Genomic DNA, 17171 nt, shown 5'->3' on the forward strand with positions numbered 1-17171 from the left:
AGGCTCAGCGCAAAGCGCCGGATTGTTTCAGCTTTTCAGCCTTATCCGCGTCATACCACCAGAAATCAAGCTCACCCAGCGCATAGGGCGGGATCTTCTCGGGGTGGCCGAAGATATCGAAATAGGCCAGCGTGTAATCTGCCTTGTACCATTGCGGCACCCAGAAGCGCAGGCTGCGAAGGGCGCGGTCCAGTGCGTGGATGGTGGTGTCCATCTCTTCCTGCGAGGTCGCCTCGATCCCCTTCTTGATAAGCGCATCGATGGCGGGATTGGCCAAGCCCATCGGGTTGAAGACATCGGCAGTATTTTCGGAACCGAAGACCTGCTCGGTCCCGCCGCTGATGTAGAAACTTTGGCCCAGACTGTCTGTGACCATGTCGAAGTCATGGCTGCGGGTGCGGTTCGTCATCTCGGCATCGTCGACCCGGGCATTGACCGCATCGACGCCAAGCGCGCGCAGGTTCTGGACATAGGGGTTGATGATGCGATCGAAGCTTTGGTTGTCGTTCAGAATTTCAAGCTTCAGGATCTCGCCCTTGGAGTTGCGGCGCAGCCCGTCGGGGCCGACCGCCCAGCCAGCCTCGTCCAGCAATTTCGACGCTTTGCGCAGATTGCTGCGATCAAGCTGGTTCTTGCCCGACACCGGCTGCACGACCGCGTCTTCGGTCAGGACGCTGGGCGGAAGATCCTTGGCCAAAGGCTGAAGCAGGGCTAGTTCGCCCTCGGACGGCTTGCCGCTGGCGGCCAGGTCGCTGTTGTCCCAGAAGGAATTGACCCGCGTGTTCAGTCCATAGAACAGGGTCTCGTTCGACCATTCGAAGTTGAACACCAACCCCATGGCTTCACGCACGCGGATGTCCTGGAACTGCGGACGGCGCAGGTTGAAGACCCATGCCTGACCCGAGGCAATGTCGCCGCGCGGCACCACCTCCTGCTTGACGGTACCATTCTTCAGCGCCGGAAAATCATAGCGCGTCGCCCAGTGGATCGACGACACCTCGTTGCGGAAGGTATAGACGCCCGCCTTGAAAGCCTCGAACGCACTGTCGTAATCGCCGAAATACTCCAGTCGGATGCGGTCGAAATTGTGACGCCCGACATTGATCGGCAGATCCTTGCCCCAGTAATCCGGATTGCGCTTCACCGTCATCGAGCGGCCCATCTCGGCCGTGTCGAAGACATAGGGCCCCGACCCCACGAAAGGCTTGTCCGAGCTTTGCTCGATATCCCGCTTGTTTTTCAGGAAATCTTCGCGCGAAAAGACGATCTGGCTGCCGACTTGCTGGATCACGTCGCGGCGCGGATAGCCGGGCTGGAAGATGAACTTGATGCTGTGGTCGTCGATCACCTCGGCTTTGGCGACCATCTTGGCGATACCGGTGCGATAGGAAGACAGGCCCTTGTCGCGCAAAAGCTCGAACGAGAACAAAACGTCATGCGCCGTCAGCGGCGTCCCGTCCGAGAACTTCGCCTCGGGGCGCAAATGGAAGATCACCCAGTCCCGGCTTTCGGGATACTCGATTGTCTCGCAGACAAGGCAATAGGATGAACCGCGCTCGTCCAGGGCATCTTCCATCAGCCGTTCAAGCATGATGACCGAAAGCGGTCCTGCGCGCCCGCGATGGGTGAAGGGGTTATAGCTGTCAAAGCCTCCCATCGCCCATTCCGAGATTTCGCCCCCCTTGGGCGCGTCCGGATTGACATAGGGCAGGTGCTTGTAATCGGCCGGCAGCGCCGGGGCGCCAAATGTGGCAATGCCATGCGAGGTGATGGTCTTGCCGTTGGCTTGCGGCGCGGTTGCGGCAGGCGGGGTGGTGCCGGGATCGGGCACAGGCTGCGGTGTCTGCGCGGCGGCCAGGCCGGGAACCAATGCCAGGAACGCAAACATCGGGGCATGTCGCAGCATCTGCATCGTCATGGGGTCTTGTTGATCCTCTTGCTCGTTTGGTCCGGCGCATCCCAGCCCTTGCCCGACACGCTAGCAGCAGGGCCGCCCGGTTCAACAAGCAATTGCGTGATCCACTGTCCCGCTCCTGCAATGACAAAGGGCGCCCGCTTCGGGGCGCCCTGCAATCGCTGGCCTTCCGGCGACGGTTTACTGGCTTTGCAGATAGGCGATCAGGTTTGCGCGATCCTCGACCTTGGGCAGACCCGCGAAGGTCATCTTGGTGCCCTTGACCACCGATTTCGGGTTGGTCAGGAATTCCTGCAGCGCCTCGGGCGTCCAGTCGCCGCCATGGGCCTTCATGCCGTCGGAATAGCCGAAGCCTTCCACCGTGGCGACCGGGCGGCCGACCACGCCATCAAGATGCGGCCCGGTGCTGTTCGCGCCGTCAAGCTTGTGGCAGGCCTTGCACTTGCTGAAGACCTTTTCGCCCGCTGCGGCATCGGCCGAAGCAAGCACGGTTGCGAAGTCGGGGCCGGCATCCTTGCCTTCGTCCCCTGCCGAGGCACTTTCCGCAACGGGAATGGTATAGGCTTGGGCATGTTCTTCGCCCTCGCCGCCGTGACCGGATGAGCCGACGTGGAAAATGCCCGACGCGGCCCAATTCATCAGCAAAAGAAACAGGAGCGCGCCGATAAATGCTCCGGCTGCCTTGGTGACGGTCATCGTGTCGAACATATCTGCGGATCCCTTGTGCGGTCTGTCCGTGGAACAGGCGTATCTAGGCGCTTTTGTTCTGTTGGATCAAGGTATAGTTGTGCCTTCGCATGGAACAGGCTGCGGCGGTGTGCGTCACCTGCCACGGCCGGATTTGAGGCTTCGACATGACCAAGAACGTGATCGCATTCCAGGGTGAACCGGGCGCTTACAGCCACCAGGCCTGCCGATTTTACCGGCCGGGCATGGAAGTCCTGCCCTGCCGCACGTTTGAGGACACGATCGACGCCGTCCGCCAGGGCCGCGCGGAACTGGCCATGCTGCCGGTCGAAAACTCGACCTATGGCCGGGTCGCCGACATTCACCACCTGTTGCCGGAAAGCGGCCTTCACATCATTGACGAGGGATTCGTTCGGGTCAGAATCGCCCTTCTTGGCGTTCCCGGAGCAAAGATTTCGGACGTGACCGACGCCATGAGCCACCCGGTCCTGCTGGGCCAGTGCCGCGGCTTCATGCGCGAGCACGGGATTCGCGGCATCGTCGGCGCGGATACCGCCGGATCGGCGCTTGAGGTGGCCAAACGCGCCGAACCGGCGCTGGCGGCGCTGGCCTCTCCCCTCGCCGGCGAGATCTACGGCCTCGACGTCCTGGCCTCGGGGATCGAGGATCGCCAGAACAACACGACGCGTTTCCTGATCATGTCGCGCGAGCCCGATTTCAGCCGCCGCGCGAATGCGCAGGGCGGCCAGACGATGATGACGACCTTCGTCTTCCGCGTCCGCAACATCCCGGCCGCGCTTTACAAGGCGCTTGGCGGATTCGCCACGAACGGCATCAACATGACCAAGCTGGAAAGCTACATGGTCGACGGCATCTTCACCGCGACCCAGTTCTATGCCGATATCGAGGGCCATCCCGAGGATCCCTCGGTCGCCCTGGCTTTGGCCGAGCTGGGCTATTTCACGGAAAGCCTGGAAATCCTGGGCGTCTATCCGGCCGATCCGCTGCGGGCGGAACAACGCGTCGGCCAGACGGCCTGAAATCCGTCCCCGGATCGCGGATCAGCCGGGCTGGCCGACCGCGATCTGGTTGACGAATTCCTCGATCCGGTGCGCGAACTTCCGGTCGAGTTGTCCCTTGGCCAGTTTTGCCGTCTGGATCATCAACCGCGCCTTCATTCCGCGCGGTGCCACGTCGATTTCGCACAGCATCCGGGATTTCGTCCGGGTCAGCGCGACGACGGTTATCTTGATCTCGACGTTGAAATGCGACGACTGCCCCTCGAAGACCATCTGCTCGGGCGGCTGATAGGTGGCAAGCGTCAGCGCAAGCTCTCGCGGTCGGCCACGCCAGTCGAAATCGATCTGCCACGAGGTGCCGGCCCTGACCGGACCGGCATCCTTGCGCCGCACCTCTGCGCCGCGGCGCAGCAACAATCTTTCCAGCCTGTCGAAATCGCTGACCGCCCCGAACAGCACCTCGGCGGGCAGATCGGTATCCTGGCGCGTGGAAAATTTCATCGTTCACCGAGCAGCTTTAAAAGGAATGGCCCTCTTAAACGAAATCGGTCCGGCCATTGCAAGGCCGCCACGCTCAGCTAGGAATGTTTTTGCTGATACAATCATAGGTTGCAATTGTCAGCTCAAAAAAGCATCCAGCCCTGATGTCCGCCCCGCGAGACCCCAGCCCGCCCGCATCTGAACCGGTGATGATGGATCTGAAGATCCTCGCCACGACGGATCTGCACATGTACATCCTGGATCACGATTATCTTGCGGACCGGCCCAGCCAGCGCTTTGGCCTGTCCCGCGCGGCAACAGTGATCGCGACCGAACGGGCGACAGCTGCGAACAGCCTGCTTCTTGACAATGGCGACAGCCTTCAGGGCGGGCCGATGGGGGATTTCCTAGCCGATGCCGGGTGGCGCGGCAGGTCTGGCCACCCGGCCATCGCGGCAATGAACACACTGCGCTATGATGCGGCGACGCTGGGAAATCACGATTTCAGTCACGGGCTGCGCTATCTGAACAATGCCCTGCGCGATGCGGATTTCCCGATCGTCTCGACCAATCTTCTCAGCCGTCGCGGTCTGCCGGTCCACGCGTGCGTGATGCTGCAACGGATGATGCGGGATCGCCGGGGCGGAGCCTGGCCGCTGCGGATCGGGATACTGGGATTCCTGCCCCCGCAGACCGTCGACTGGGAACCAGAGTTGCGGCAGGCGACCCGGATCGGGGATATTCTAGAACACGCGCAAGCCGGCATTGCCGCATTGCGGACGGGGGGCGCGGACCTGGTGATTGCCCTGTCCCACAGCGGTATTGGGGATTTGCAACCCGTTCCCATGATGGAAAACGCGGCAACGGCGCTGGCGGCGCTGCCCGGAATCGATGCGGTTATTGCAGGGCACACGCATCGGGTCTTTCCCTCGGACCAGCATCCTGCGGGTCCGGGAATCGATCCGCAGCGCGGGACACTCGCGGGCAAGCCATGCGTGATGCCGGGCTTCTGGGGATCGCATCTTGGCGTGATCGAACTTGCGCTGCAAAGATCCTCCGCAGGGAAGTGGTCCGTGGCCAATTTTCGCTGCCGGGCAGAACCCGTGCGCGCCCTGCCCCCGCATCAGCCCGTCATCCGGACGGCCCAGCCCGCGCATCGTGCCACGCTGCAGCATTTCCGGCGCAGAATCGGGCGCAGCGACGTGGCGCTGACCAGCTTCTTCACCATGCTTGGACATGATCCCGGCCTGCGGCTTGTCTGCATGGCACAGCGCTGGCACGCCCGCCGACTTCTGGCGGCCGGGCCTTGGCGTGACCTGCCCATCCTTTCGGCCGCAGCCCCCTTTCGCGCGGGCGGGCGCGGCGGGCCGGATCACTATACCGATGTTCCGGCAGGTCCGTTGACCCTGCGCAGCCTGGCCGACCTGTACCTGTTTCCCAACCGGTTATGCGCAATCCTGGTCTCGGGCGCGGATGTTGCCTGCTGGCTGGAGCGTTCAGCCAGCATCTTCCTGCGCATCGCGCCGGGAGCGCAAGATCAGCCGCTGATCGACCCCGAGTTTCCCAGCTATAATTTCGACCTGATCGACGGGGTCGGCTGGCAACTGGACCTGTCCCAACCGTCGCGCTATGCCGCGGACGGGCGATTGCTTGATCCCGATGCAAGGCGCGTCACGAACCTTCGCCACCGGGGGCGGCCGGTCACACCCGACCAGCGCTTTGTGCTGGTGACCAACAGCTATCGGTTGTCGGACAGCGGCGTCTTTTCTGCCATCGCCGCGCGGCGCAGGGTTGTTCTGCAAGGGGGCGCCCGGACGCGCGATGTTCTGCGCCAATATGTCGCCACCCAACGCATGGTTGCGCCACCCGGCCCCTTGGGATGGAACTTTCTTTCCATGCCGGGAACCACGATCCGTTATGCCACCGGACCCGGTGCCGCGCGTCATCTGGAACTTCTGGGCTTCCGCTATGATCAGATCGGCCAGACCCCGGACGGCTTTCTTGACCTCCGTCTTTATCTTTGACTGTCAGGAACGGGTTGCATCCCGCGCGTGACCCGCCTATCTAGGCCGAGAGAGGTTGGCGCGGGCGAGCGCCTCGCCAACCCGGTCAGGTCCGGAAGGAAGCAGCCGTAACGAGCCCCGCTTGGGTCGTTGTCCAGCCTCTCACCCGCGGAACGCCGACTTGCGGCGATTCGACCGCACCCTTACCGCCCCTCACGACGAGCCGCCTCATGTCGCAAACGCCCCGGATCATTTGCCTTGGCGCGATGCTTTGGGATGTCATCGGCCACAGTCCGGTCATCCTGCGCATCGGAGACGATGTCGCGGGACGCATTCATCAGCGACCGGGCGGAGTCGCGCTGAATGTCGCCGTTGCGCTGGCCCGCCACGGGCTTGCCCCCTCGATCATCTCTGCCGTCGGCCGGGATTCGCCCGGAGAGGCCCTGATCGCCGAGACGCGGGCCCTGGGCGTCGCGACCGACTGGTTGTGGCGCGATGGACCCCTTCCGACCGATCTTTACATGGCGATCGAGGCTCCGGGTGGGCTGGTCGCCGCCATTGCCGATGCCCATGGGCTGGAGGCCGCGGGCCCGGCGATCCTAGCCCCCCTGCAGGATGGCAGGCTGGGCGACGCCACCCGGCCCTGGGACGGAACGCTGGTCGTCGATGGAAACCTGACGCTTGAGACACTGGCCCTGATCGCCCGTGATCCCTGCTTTGCCCGCGCTTCGCTGCGCATCGTTCCGGCCAGCCCGGACAAGGCGGAACGGCTGGCCCCGCTGCTGGGTCATGACAACGCCATCTTCCACATCAACCGTGCCGAAGCCGAGGCACTGGCCGGGCGCGCACTTGCCGATTCGATCGAGGCGGCCGAGGCCATTCGCGCGATGGGCGCCGCCCGTGTCATCGTGACCGATGGTCCCCGCCCTGCCGCCGAAGCGGCGCGCAATGCCGCCACCATCTGCCAGACCCCACCCACCGTCGCCGCCCGGCACGTGACCGGTGCGGGCGACAGCTTCCTTGCCGCGCATCTTGCGGCCGAACTTTCGGGCGCTCTGCCCGCGCAGGCGCTGGATCAGGCGATCCGTGCCGCAGCAAGCCACATAACGGCCAGTCCCGTTCCAGGAAAGGATATCGCATGAAGGACCTGCTGGTCTTTGCCCCCGAAGTCAAAGACGCCCTGGCGGCAAAGCGCCCCATTGTCGCGCTTGAATCGACCATCATCACCCACGGGATGCCTTATCCGCAGAACCTTGAAGTCGCCCGCAAGGTCGAAGCGACGGTGCGCGAGGCGGGTGCCGTGCCCGCCACCATCGCCATCATCAAGGGCCTGATCCATATCGGCCTGGACGACGCAACGCTTGAGGCGCTGGCCTCGACGCCGGGAACCGAAGTGATGAAGCTGTCGCGCGCTGACCTCGCCGCCTGCCTTGCCCTTGGCCGCACCGGCGCGACCACGGTTGCTGCGACCATGATCTGCGCGAATCTGGCCGGTATCCATGTCTTTGCCACCGGTGGCATCGGCGGCGTCCACCGTGGCGCGGAATCCAGCTTCGATGTCTCGGCCGACTTGCAGGAACTGGCACGGACGCCGGTCACGGTCGTCGCGGCCGGTGCCAAGGCGATCCTTGATCTGCCGAAAACCCTGGAAGTGCTAGAGACTCTGGGCGTCCCGGTCATTGCGGTGGGCCAGGATCAGCTTCCGGCCTTCTGGTCGCGCGAATCGGGTCTTGCCGCGCCGCTGCGCATGGATGATCCCGCCCAGATCGCCGCTGCCGCGAAAACGCGCGCCGCGCTGGGTCTGATCGGCGGCCAGCTGGTCGTGAACCCGATTCCCGAAGCAGCCGAGATCCCGCGTTCGGTCATGATCCCGGTGGTGGAACAGGCGCTGGCCGAAGCCGCTGCACAAGGCATCGCCGCGAAATCCGTGACCCCCTTCCTGCTGCAGCGCATCTTCGAACTGACCGAGGGCCGCTCGCTCGACGCCAATATCGCACTGGTTCTGAACAATGCGCGTGTGGCCGCCAGCATCGCTGCCGCGATGGTCTAGGAAAACAGCGCCGACAGGTTCACTGAATCGCGCTCGCCCAGATTGGCCGCGTGATACTGCATGAACCTGTCGGCCGCCGCGGCACCGGCCTCTCGCAATTCGTCAAGAAGTCCCGGCGCAGGCACAATCTTGGTCCCCGCGCCAAGTGAGGTCATGGTGAAATCGTCCATGATCATGTGGATCAGCACGTTCTTCATCGGTCGCCCGGTGAGCCGGTTTTCCCGGTGCAGCGTCTTCACGAAATTGATTGCGCGCAATTCCCGCAGCAGCGATGCGTTGAAGCTGATCTCGTTCACCCGGTCCTGGATTTCTCCGGGTGTGTGCGGGACGGTATCGCGCAGCATCGGGTTGATGTTCACGATCACCACGTCGCGCGGCAGATCCGGAGTGAACAGCGGAAACAGCGCCGGATTCCCCGAATAACCGCCATCCCAATAGGCTTCCCGCCGCCCGGTCGAAGGATCGTCGATCTCGACCGCACGGAACAGCGCCGGAAGGCAGGCAGATGCCATCACCGCATCAACCGTGACCTCGGCCCCGCCAAAAACCCGGATGCGCCCGGTGCGCACATTTGTGGCCGAGACGAAAAGCCGTGGCCCCCGGTCCTGCCCGGTCAGCGGATGGGGCATCTCGCGCAGGATCGCGCCCAGCGGATTGGTATAGAAGGGGCCTGAATCATAGGGGCTGAAGATCCGGGTCAACCCCTCCATCCAGGCGATCGGTGACATCAACTCGGTCAGGCGCTGCAAGCCGCGCGGCACCGGGAACATCGAGTGGATCCAGCGCACCACGCGGTTGTCGCTGATCTGACTGACCTGCGACCAGATATAGTCCAGGTTCTCCAATGCGGCGTCCCTGCCCCGGCGGCCCGGTCCGCAAGCCAGTCCGGCCGCCAAGGCCGCGCCATTCAGTGCCCCGGCCGAGGCGCCGCTGATACCCGCGATCTCGATCTCGTCGTCCTGCAGAAGCCGTTCGATCGCGCCCCAGGCGAAGGCTCCATGTGCCCCGCCACCCTGAAGGGCCAGGTTGATGCGTTTCACAGCCATGCTAGCCTCGATCCATTGTGCACTTGCAGCATACATTGCCGCGATGCAGCACAACACCCTTGCCGGAAATCGCTCGCGCGATAATGATGTCGCGAATTGGGACAAAAGGACGAAGATGCCCGAATTGACCGCGATGGCTGGCTTTGCGGCACTGGCACTTGGCATGGTGCTGACGCCGGGGCCGAACATGATCTACCTGGTCTCGCGCTCGATCTGCCAGGGCAGCCGCGCGGGGCTGATGTCGCTTTCGGGGGTGGCGCTGGGTTTCGTCTTCTACATGCTTTGCGCGGCCTTCGGCATCACCGCCATCGTAATGGCCGTGCCCTATGCATATGACGCGCTGCGGATCGCGGGCGCGATCTATCTGGGCTGGCTGGCATGGCAGGCGCTGAAGCCCGGCGGACGCTCGGCCTTTCAGGTCCGCGACCTGCCGCCGGACAGCCCGCGGAAGCTGTTCCTGATGGGCCTGTTCACCAACCTTTTGAACCCCAAGGCGGCGGTGCTGTATCTTTCGCTGCTGCCGCAATTCATCAACCCCGCTCAGGGCGGTGTTCTGGCGCAGGCGCTGACGCTGGGCTTCACCCAGATCGTCATCAGCCTGTCGGTCAATGCGCTGATCGTGCTGGGCGCTGGACAAGTCGCCTTGTTTCTTGCGCGCCGGCCCGGCTGGGCAAGGGCGCAGCGCTTGCTGATGGGAACGGTGCTGGCCGGGCTGGCGATCCACCTTGCCCGACAGGTCCGCAGATAGATTCTGCCGCGGTTTTCGCCGTTTTTCAAATACCCCTGCGACGGCGCAGTCACCGCGCCCGCGGGGCTCAGTCCTCGGCCTGAGCCTCGGCGCGCGACTTGCCGGCCACGTCCAGCGCCAGCGTCGCCGCCATGAAGGCGTCCAGATCGCCGTCCAGCACGCCCTGCGTGTCCGAGGTTTCGTGCGAGGTCCGCAGATCCTTCACCATCTGGTAGGGATGCAGCACATACGACCGGATCTGGTTGCCCCAGCCGGCATCGCCCTTTGCCTCGTGCTGGGCGTTGATCGCGGCGTTACGCTTGTCCAGTTCCATCTGATACAGGCGCGATTTCAGCGCGGCCATTGCGTTGGCCCGGTTCTGGTGCTGCGACTTCTCGGACGAGGTCACGACGATCCCCGACGGAAGGTGGGTGATCCGCACGGCCGAATCGGTGGTGTTGACGTGCTGACCGCCCGCACCGGACGAACGATAGGTGTCGATGCGGATGTCCTTGTCGGGGATGTCGATCTCGATATTGTCGTCGACCACCGGATAGACCCACACGGACGAGAACGACGTATGCCGCCGCGCCGCCGAATCATAAGGCGAGATGCGCACCAGCCGGTGCACGCCCGATTCCGATTTCAGCCAACCATAGGCATTGGGCCCCGAGATCTTGTAGGCCGCAGAACGGATCCCGGCCTCTTCGCCCGGTGTTTCTGACTGCAGCTCGACGTTATAGCCCTTCTTCTCGGCCCAGCGGACATACATGCGTGCCAGCATCGACGCCCAGTCGGCGCTTTCCGTGCCGCCAGCACCCGCATTGATCTCAAGGAAGGTGTCGTTGCCGTCGGCCTCGCCGTTCAGCAGCGCCTCCAGCTCTTTCTGGGCGGCCGTCTCGGCCAGGGACTTCAAGGATGCTTCGGCATCCGCAACGATCTCGGCATCGCCCTCGGCCTCTCCCAGCTCGATCAGGTCGGCATTGTCGGACAGCTCGGTTTCGATGCGGCGATAGGTCTCGACCGCGTCGCTCAGCATCTGGCGATCGCGCATCAGCTTCTGGGCGCGGGCGGGATCGGACCAGATGTCCCCGACTTCGATCATTGCGTTCAGCTCTTCCAGCCGATGCGGCGCGGTCTCCCAGTCCATGCGCTGACCGAGCAGTTTCAGCGATTTGCGGATCGCTTCGATGGTGGCTTGAGTCTCGGCACGCATGGGTTTCTCTTTCGGGCAACGGATTGCGGATCAGGGCAAGACAAATAGCGCGGGGGCGGGCCGCTCGCAAGCGCCCCGCCGGAAAAGCTGCGCTCAGTAAAGTCCGCCCGAGGACAGTGTCCCGAAGTCCGCCTTTTTCGGAATGACCTTCTTGCGACCGGTCGAAGTGGTGACCGCGCTGCCCTGATCGCCACCTTGGCTGTAAAGCGGCAGAACCGCGGGATCGACCCGTTCGAAGCCGCCATCGACAAGACCCAGCCCGCTCAGGTCCTGACCATCGCGGAAATATTCGGCGATGACATTGTCACCCTTGGCGTCCGGACCCAGGATGGCGCCACTGAAGCGGTCGATGTTGACGAAATGGCCGCCCGGCGGAACGCGGAACTGGGTCCCGCCATATTCCTTGATCGCTTCCTTCATGAACTCGTTGAAGACCGGCACGCACAGCGTCCCGCCATAGGCATCCTCGCCCATGGTGCGCGGCTGGTCGTAACCCAGATAGCAGCCCGCCACGATGTCCGAGGTAAAGCCGATGAACCACACGTCCTTGGCATCGTTGGTCGTCCCGGTCTTGCCCGCGACCGGCACCGGCAGGTTCACGCCCCTGCCCGAACCGCGCTTTACCACGCCTTCCATCATCGAGGTCAACTGATAGGCGGTGATGGCGTCCATCACCCTTTCCCGGTTCGTCTCGACCGAGGGTGCAGCGCCCATCGGCAGCGTGGCTTGCCCGCAGTTCAGACAGGTCCGCTGGTCATGGCGATAGATGGTGCGCCCGCGACGGTCCTGCACGCGGTCGACCAGCGTGGGTTCCACCCGTTCGCCGCCATTGGCGAACATCGCATAGGCGGCGACCATCTTGAACAGCGTCGTTTCCTGCGAGCCAAGGCTGTTGGCCAGGTAGTGCGAGAGATGGTCATAGACCCCGAACTTCTCGGCATACTGGGCCACGGTATCCATGCCGATATCCTGCGCGATACGGATCGTCATCAGGTTCCGGGACTGTTCGATCCCGGTGCGCATGGGCGTCGGACCATAATACTTGCCCGTGCTGTTCTTGGGCGTCCACAGACCCTCGGGCGTGTTCACGACGATGGGCTCGTCAACCACGATGGTGGCGGGGGTAAAGCCGCTGTCCAGCGCGGCGGCATAGACAAAGGGCTTGAAGCTGGAGCCGGGCTGCCGCTGCGCCTGCGTCGCACGGTTGAAGACCGAGCTTTGATACGAGAACCCGCCCTGCATCGCCATGACGCGGCCGGTATTCACGTCCATCGCCATGAAACCGCCCTCGATCTCGGGCACCTGTCGCAGGGTCCAGCGGACAAAGGCGCCGCTGGCGTCGTCGGTCATGCGCCGCACCAGCACGACATCGCCGACGTCCAGCAGGTCCGATGCGACCTTGGCCCTGGGACCAAGCTTGCCGGTCGCAAGGCGCTTGCGCGCCCATTGCACGTCCTTGGCGGGAATGGTCGCGGTGCCCTCTTCCTCCTCGATCCCGATCGTGGCGTCGGTTTCGCCAAGTGACAGCACCACCGCCGGATACCAGTCGTGGATGTCGCGCGGCACCTGCGCGGCGTCCAACGCGGCGCGCCATTCCTGTTCCGTGGCCAGCTTTTCCGCGGGGATGCTGACGCGGGTGCCGCGCCAGATGCCACGGCTGCGGTCGAATTTCTCAAGCGCACGCTGAAGGGCGGTCGCCGCGATCTGCTGCAAATCCGGCTCGATCGTCGCGCGGATCGCAAGGCCACCGCCGAAGAACTCATCCTCGCCGAATTCAGCGGACAGCTGGCGGCGGATCTCGTCGGTGAAATAGTCGCGCGGCGGCAACTGCTTCTGGAACGCCGGGAAGTCGCCATTCTGGACCGAGCGCAGCGGCAGCTTCGATTCAGCTTCATAGGTCGGCTGGTCGATATAGCCGTTCTGCCACATCTCGCGCAGGACATAGTTGCGCCGCTCGGTCACGCGCGCCTTGGCGCGGACGGGGTGATAGCGACCGGGGGCCTGCGGCATGGCGGCCAGGGTCGCCGCCTCGTGCGGGGCAAGATCGGTCAGGGGCTTATTGAAGTAGGTCTGCGAGGCGGCGGCCACCCCGAAGCTGTTCTGACCCAGGAAGATCTCGTTCAGGTAAAGTTCAAGAATCTGGTCCTTGGTCAGGGATTGCTCCAGCCGGGTCGCCAGGATCAGTTCCTTGATCTTGCGCTCGATGCTGCGGTCCGAGGACAAAAGGAAATTCTTCATCACCTGCTGGGTGATGGTCGACGCCCCGCGCACGCTTTCCCCGCGCGACGCCACCGCCTGCACCATCGCGCCAATCATCCCCCGCGGGTCGAAGCCGTGGTGATAATAGAAGTTCTTGTCCTCGGCGCTGATGAAGGCTTCCTTCACCAAAGGCGGAATTTCGTCGATCGGGACGAAGATGCGGCGTTCCTGCGCGAACTCATCGATCAGGCGCCCCTCGCCGGAATAGACCCGGCTGATGGTCTTGGGCGAATACTGGGCCAGCTGCTCATGGCTGGGCAAGTCGCGCGAATACATCCACAGCACCGCGCCAAGCGTCAGCGCGACAAAGAAAATTCCGGTCACGATCCAGGCAAAGATCGCTCCGAGGAACGAAAGGACGAAGCGTAGCAATGTGGACATGCCTCAGGGGATTTCCTGCGTATCTATAGTCCGCAGGGGGGCTTGCGTCAAAGCAACCTTGCCCGTCACTTGCGCGAAAGACCGGCCCGGATTGCATCGTCCTGCGCCCAGGCCGCGACCGCCCCCGCAATCGCCTGCGAGGTGCTGCGCCGCCATTCGGGATTGAACAGGTTCGCGCGGTCCCCGGCATCGGTCAGAAATCCCAGTTCGATCAGGACCGAGGGGATGTCCGGCGACTTCAGGACCGAGAACCCCGCCCCCTGCACGGGACGCCGATGCATCGCGACATGGCTGCGGTTCAGTTCGGACACAAGGAACTTGGCGAAGGCTTCGGAACGGGGCTGGGTCTCCATCCGGGCAAGGTCCATCAGGGCGCGCGCCACCTGATCATCCGTGCCCTGAAGGTCCAGCCCGGAAACCAGATCCGCACGGTCGTGGCGCATCGCAAGCTCGCGTGTCGCGCGGTCGTCGGAATCCGGGTTCCAGACATAGATCGACAGACCAGCCGCCTCGCCGGCGATCAGGGCGTCGGCGTGAAGCGAGATGAACAGGTCCGCCCGCGCCTCTCGCGCCAAAGTCATGCGCCCTTCAAGCGGAATGAAGCTGTCATCGGTGCGGGTCGGGACGACTTCGAAACCCTGACGGGTCAGCACGTCGGTCAGTTCGCGTGCAAAGCCCAGCAGCACCGCCGCCTCGCTGATCGCGCCGACCTGCGCGCCGGGATCGTGACCGCCATGCCCCGGATCGATCGCGATGCGCAGGGGCCTGTCCCCCCGGACCGCAGCTTTGGGATCAACGACCAGCGACGGCTGCGGCAGGTCGCGCAGTGCCGAAAGGGCATTGCCACGGGTCAAGAAATCCTCGGGGTCGACAGGTTCCAGCTGCAGCGAGACCAGCGCTCCCCCGGCCCCCGACAACGCCGGCTTCTGCACCGCCTGGCGCAGCGCATAGGGTCCGGGCAGGTCCATCACCAGCCGCGACCATCCGGGAACCGCCTTGCCCCAGCGCAGACCGGGCACGAGGCCCCGTCCGGGCAGCGCGGCGGGATCCGTGCCGGAAAAGTCGATTTCGCGGAAATCGACCACCAGCCGGGGCGGTCCGTCCAGAAAATAGACGCGATAGGGCACCGGCTGGCTCAGCACCAGTTCCAACTCAAGCGGACGGGGCTTGCCCCTATCCTTGCCCTCGGCCCGAAGCGAGGACTGGGCCAGGTCTATCCGGGCAAGCGCAGAACGATCCTGCGCGGCAAGCGGTGCCGCCAGGATGACCAGTAACAGCGCCCAAAGCCATTTCATCGGCTGGCCATGAAGGCCGCCAGCCGATCCAGCCCCTCGGCAATCTCGGCGGCCGAGCGGGCATAGCTGAAACGCAGGGTCTGCGCCCCGCGACGCGGATCGAAATCAAGACCCGGCGTCACGGCAACGCCCGCCTTCTGCAGGATCTCGGCCGCGAAGCCCAGGCTGTCCGTGGTCAGATCCGAGACGTCGGCATAGATATAGAAGGCCCCTTCGGGCGGGGCGATGCGGGTGAAGCCGATCTGCGGCAGCCGCTCCAGCATCAGGCGCCGGTTCTCCGCGTAAACGCGCAGGTTGGCCTCGGCTTCGTCGATGCAGTCCAGCGCCGCAAGCGCGGCGACCTGACTGGCATGGGGCGGGCAGATAAACATGTTCTGCGCAATACGCTCGACGGTCCGGACCAGATCCTCGGGGACCACCATCCAGCCGACGCGCCAGCCGGTCATGCTGAAATACTTCGAGAAGCTGTTGATGACGATGACGTCGTCCGTCACCTCAAGCGCCGAATGGAAGCCCGCGCCGTAATCAAGCCCGTGATAGATCTCGTCCGATATGACCGAGATGCCAAGTTCCGACGCGCGCGCGGTCAGGCCATGAAGTTCGTCCCGCCGCAGGACCGTCCCCGATGGGTTGCCGGGCGAGGCAAGTATAAGCCCCTGCACGTCCGCGGGCAGATCCTGCGGGCGCGGCTGATAGCGATCCTCAGGCCGGGTCTGGATCCCCACCGGCTCAAGCGACATGGCGCGGAGGATCTGGCGATAGCTGGGATAGCCCGGCTCACCCAGCGCGACGCGGTCGCCGGCATCGAACAGGGCCGAAAACGCAAGGATGAAAGCGCCGCTGGACCCCGGTGTCACCACGATCCGCGCGGGGTCCAGATCAAGCCCGTACCAGCGCTTGTAAAGCTGCGCGATGCCGCGTCGCAATTCCGGCAGGCCAAGCGCGACTGTATATCCCAGCGGACTTTCCAGTTCCGCGGTCAGCGCGCGGCGCGCGCCCGCAGGCGCCGGGGTCGAGGGCTGGCCAACCTCCATGTGAATGATGTGGCGCCCCGCAGCCTCGGCCTGTCGCGCCGCTTCCATGACATCCATGACGATGAAGGGATCGACCTGCCCACGACGCGACTGTTTCATCTGTGACCCGATGTTTTTGCGATGCTTTTCGCGGGTATCACAACTTGCGCCTGCGTGGTCAAGCGCCGGGCGGACATGCACGGCGGTCAAGCCCGCGTGAACCCCGACCATGCGCACACCTCGCCGCTTGCAAGCGGCACCGGCAGGGGTCAATCTTTGCCGCAACAGGAAAGGACCAAAAATGAAAGCCATTTTGACCGCCGCGGTGCTTGCGGTAAGCGCCATGCCAGCCCTGGCATTCGACCCGGCCAACATGAGCGCAGACGAAAAGGCCGCCTTCGGCGATGCCATCCGCGACTATCTGATGGCCAATCCCGATGTGCTGGTCGAGTCGATCAACGTGCTGGAAGAGCGGCGTGTCGCAGACGAGGCCAAGAACGACAAACTGCTGGTCGCGAACAACAAGGACGCGATCTTCAACGACGGCTACAGCTGGATCGGCGGCAATCCCAAGGGAGACATCACCCTTGTCGAGTTCGTCGACTATCGGTGCAGCGTCTGCAAGCGCGTCCATCCCGATCTTGAGAAGATGATTTCAGCCGATGGCAATATCCGCTGGATCCTCAAGGAATTCCCGATCCTGACGCAGGAAAGCGACATGGCCGCCCGCTTTACCGTCGCGGTCCAGCAGGAAGCCGGCCCCGACGCCTATAAAAAGGCGCATGACGCGTTGATGGAATCGCGCGGCCCCGTCAACCTTGACACGCTGAGCAAGCTGGCGACCGAACTGGGCGCGGACAGCACCAAGGTCCTGAACCGCATGAACACCGAGGAAGTCTCGACCGTGCTGCGTCAGAACCACCAGTTGGCCGAACAGATGCGGATCATGGGCACACCCACCTTCATCATCGAGGGCGAGATGCTGCGCGGCGTCCCCGCCGAAGGGCTGGAAGGCGTGATCGAGCGCCTGAGGACCGAAAAGAAAGAGGGCTGAGGCCCGACCGGAAGAATTGCGAAGGG

At 63.9% G+C, this 17171-nt stretch carries 14 protein-coding genes and 1 other RNA gene; 7 read left to right on the plus strand and 8 right to left on the minus strand.

Annotation, left to right across the window (positions count from 1 at the left end; translation table 11 throughout):
* Nucleotides 1–4: 4 nt before the first annotated feature.
* Together RM190_RS18275 and RM190_RS18280 are read right to left on the minus strand one after the other, a co-directional pair.
* The gene (locus tag RM190_RS18275) at nucleotides 5–1918 is read right to left on the minus strand and encodes an extracellular solute-binding protein (protein ID WP_311760900.1); all 1914 of its coding nucleotides are present in this window, start codon (nucleotides 1916–1918) and stop codon (nucleotides 5–7) included.
* Between the two features lie 177 nt (nucleotides 1919–2095).
* The gene (locus tag RM190_RS18280) at nucleotides 2096–2623 is read right to left on the minus strand and encodes a c-type cytochrome (protein ID WP_311760901.1); all 528 of its coding nucleotides are present in this window, start codon (nucleotides 2621–2623) and stop codon (nucleotides 2096–2098) included.
* 146 nt (nucleotides 2624–2769) lie between these two features.
* Between RM190_RS18280 and RM190_RS18285 the strand changes: the two genes are divergently transcribed.
* Complete coding sequence (locus RM190_RS18285; RefSeq protein WP_311760902.1) at nucleotides 2770–3642, plus strand: prephenate dehydratase; 873 nt, start codon at nucleotides 2770–2772, stop codon at nucleotides 3640–3642.
* A 21-nt stretch (nucleotides 3643–3663) separates the two neighbouring features.
* Here RM190_RS18285 and RM190_RS18290 read toward each other — a convergent pair whose 3' ends face one another.
* Complete coding sequence (locus tag RM190_RS18290; RefSeq protein ID WP_311760903.1) at nucleotides 3664–4122, minus strand: hypothetical protein; 459 nt, start codon at nucleotides 4120–4122, stop codon at nucleotides 3664–3666.
* 143 nt (nucleotides 4123–4265) lie between these two features.
* On the opposite strand from RM190_RS18290, the gene RM190_RS18295 reads away from it, so the two are divergent.
* From RM190_RS18295 to RM190_RS18310, 4 genes are all read left to right on the plus strand, one after another.
* Nucleotides 4266–6125 (plus strand): bifunctional 2',3'-cyclic-nucleotide 2'-phosphodiesterase/3'-nucleotidase, encoded by a 1860-nt coding sequence (locus tag RM190_RS18295; RefSeq protein ID WP_311760904.1) that lies wholly within the window; start codon nucleotides 4266–4268, stop codon nucleotides 6123–6125.
* Between the two features lie 49 nt (nucleotides 6126–6174).
* Nucleotides 6175–6271: signal recognition particle sRNA small type (gene ffs / locus RM190_RS18300), an RNA gene on the plus strand.
* A 63-nt stretch (nucleotides 6272–6334) separates the two neighbouring features.
* Nucleotides 6335–7246 (plus strand): PfkB family carbohydrate kinase, encoded by a 912-nt coding sequence (locus RM190_RS18305; RefSeq protein ID WP_311760905.1) that lies wholly within the window; start codon nucleotides 6335–6337, stop codon nucleotides 7244–7246.
* Complete coding sequence (locus tag RM190_RS18310; RefSeq protein ID WP_311760906.1) at nucleotides 7243–8154, plus strand: pseudouridine-5'-phosphate glycosidase; 912 nt, start codon at nucleotides 7243–7245, stop codon at nucleotides 8152–8154. The genes RM190_RS18305 and RM190_RS18310 overlap by 4 nt, the downstream gene beginning before the upstream one ends.
* On the opposite strand, the gene RM190_RS18315 is transcribed toward RM190_RS18310, so the two are convergent.
* A complete protein-coding gene (locus tag RM190_RS18315; RefSeq protein WP_311760907.1) occupies nucleotides 8151–9200 on the minus strand; it encodes a patatin-like phospholipase family protein in 1050 nt (349 codons plus the stop codon). The two genes, RM190_RS18310 and RM190_RS18315, sit on opposite strands and share 4 nt — an antisense overlap.
* Nucleotides 9201–9315: 115 nt before the next feature.
* On the opposite strand from RM190_RS18315, the gene RM190_RS18320 reads away from it, so the two are divergent.
* The gene (locus RM190_RS18320) at nucleotides 9316–9948 is read left to right on the plus strand and encodes a LysE family translocator (RefSeq protein WP_311760908.1); all 633 of its coding nucleotides are present in this window, start codon (nucleotides 9316–9318) and stop codon (nucleotides 9946–9948) included.
* 67 nt (nucleotides 9949–10015) lie between these two features.
* Here the strand turns inward: RM190_RS18320 and prfB are convergent, their stop codons facing one another.
* From prfB to RM190_RS18340, 4 genes are all read right to left on the minus strand, one after another.
* Nucleotides 10016–11143 carry a peptide chain release factor 2 gene (gene prfB / locus RM190_RS18325; RefSeq protein WP_311760909.1) on the minus strand — a complete coding sequence of 376 codons (1128 nt, stop codon included), beginning with the start codon at nucleotides 11141–11143 and terminating at the stop codon, nucleotides 10016–10018.
* 93 nt (nucleotides 11144–11236) lie between these two features.
* Complete coding sequence (locus tag RM190_RS18330; RefSeq protein WP_311760979.1) at nucleotides 11237–13774, minus strand: penicillin-binding protein 1A; 2538 nt, start codon at nucleotides 13772–13774, stop codon at nucleotides 11237–11239.
* Between the two features lie 74 nt (nucleotides 13775–13848).
* On the minus strand, nucleotides 13849–15078 hold the full coding sequence (locus RM190_RS18335) for an N-acetylmuramoyl-L-alanine amidase (protein ID WP_311760910.1): 1230 nt from the start codon (nucleotides 15076–15078) through the stop codon (nucleotides 13849–13851).
* Nucleotides 15075–16211: a pyridoxal phosphate-dependent aminotransferase gene (locus RM190_RS18340; protein ID WP_311760911.1), complete on the minus strand. Its 1137-nt coding sequence runs from the start codon at nucleotides 16209–16211 to the stop codon at nucleotides 15075–15077. The genes RM190_RS18335 and RM190_RS18340 overlap by 4 nt, the downstream gene beginning before the upstream one ends.
* 181 nt (nucleotides 16212–16392) lie before the next feature.
* On the opposite strand from RM190_RS18340, the gene RM190_RS18345 reads away from it, so the two are divergent.
* Complete coding sequence (locus RM190_RS18345; protein WP_311760912.1) at nucleotides 16393–17145, plus strand: DsbA family protein; 753 nt, start codon at nucleotides 16393–16395, stop codon at nucleotides 17143–17145.
* The last annotated feature ends 26 nt before the right edge of the window (nucleotides 17146–17171 follow it).

Origin of the sequence: Paracoccus broussonetiae (assembly GCF_031854425.1) — a bacterium.
Taxonomy (GTDB): Bacteria; Pseudomonadota; Alphaproteobacteria; order Rhodobacterales; family Rhodobacteraceae; genus Paracoccus; species Paracoccus broussonetiae.

What these genes read in the sequence shown, in the direction of transcription:
- RM190_RS18310 (WP_311760906.1), top strand. Translation starts at nt 7,243, where the DNA reads ATGAAGGACCTGCTGGTCTTTGCCCCCGAAGTCAAAGACGCCCTGGCG.
- RM190_RS18305 (WP_311760905.1), top strand. Translation starts at nt 6,335, where the DNA reads ATGTCGCAAACGCCCCGGATCATTTGCCTTGGCGCGATGCTTTGGGAT.
- RM190_RS18335 (WP_311760910.1), bottom strand. Translation starts at nt 15,078, where the DNA reads ATGAAATGGCTTTGGGCGCTGTTACTGGTCATCCTGGCGGCACCGCTT.
- RM190_RS18280 (WP_311760901.1), bottom strand. Translation starts at nt 2,623, where the DNA reads ATGTTCGACACGATGACCGTCACCAAGGCAGCCGGAGCATTTATCGGC.
- prfB (WP_311760909.1), bottom strand. Translation starts at nt 11,143, where the DNA reads ATGCGTGCCGAGACTCAAGCCACCATCGAAGCGATCCGCAAATCGCTG.
- RM190_RS18345 (WP_311760912.1), top strand. Translation starts at nt 16,393, where the DNA reads ATGAAAGCCATTTTGACCGCCGCGGTGCTTGCGGTAAGCGCCATGCCA.
- RM190_RS18320 (WP_311760908.1), top strand. Translation starts at nt 9,316, where the DNA reads ATGCCCGAATTGACCGCGATGGCTGGCTTTGCGGCACTGGCACTTGGC.
- RM190_RS18315 (WP_311760907.1), bottom strand. Translation starts at nt 9,200, where the DNA reads ATGGCTGTGAAACGCATCAACCTGGCCCTTCAGGGTGGCGGGGCACAT.
- RM190_RS18290 (WP_311760903.1), bottom strand. Translation starts at nt 4,122, where the DNA reads ATGAAATTTTCCACGCGCCAGGATACCGATCTGCCCGCCGAGGTGCTG.
- RM190_RS18275 (WP_311760900.1), bottom strand. Translation starts at nt 1,918, where the DNA reads ATGACGATGCAGATGCTGCGACATGCCCCGATGTTTGCGTTCCTGGCA.
- RM190_RS18285 (WP_311760902.1), top strand. Translation starts at nt 2,770, where the DNA reads ATGACCAAGAACGTGATCGCATTCCAGGGTGAACCGGGCGCTTACAGC.
- RM190_RS18340 (WP_311760911.1), bottom strand. Translation starts at nt 16,211, where the DNA reads ATGAAACAGTCGCGTCGTGGGCAGGTCGATCCCTTCATCGTCATGGAT.
- RM190_RS18295 (WP_311760904.1), top strand. Translation starts at nt 4,266, where the DNA reads ATGTCCGCCCCGCGAGACCCCAGCCCGCCCGCATCTGAACCGGTGATG.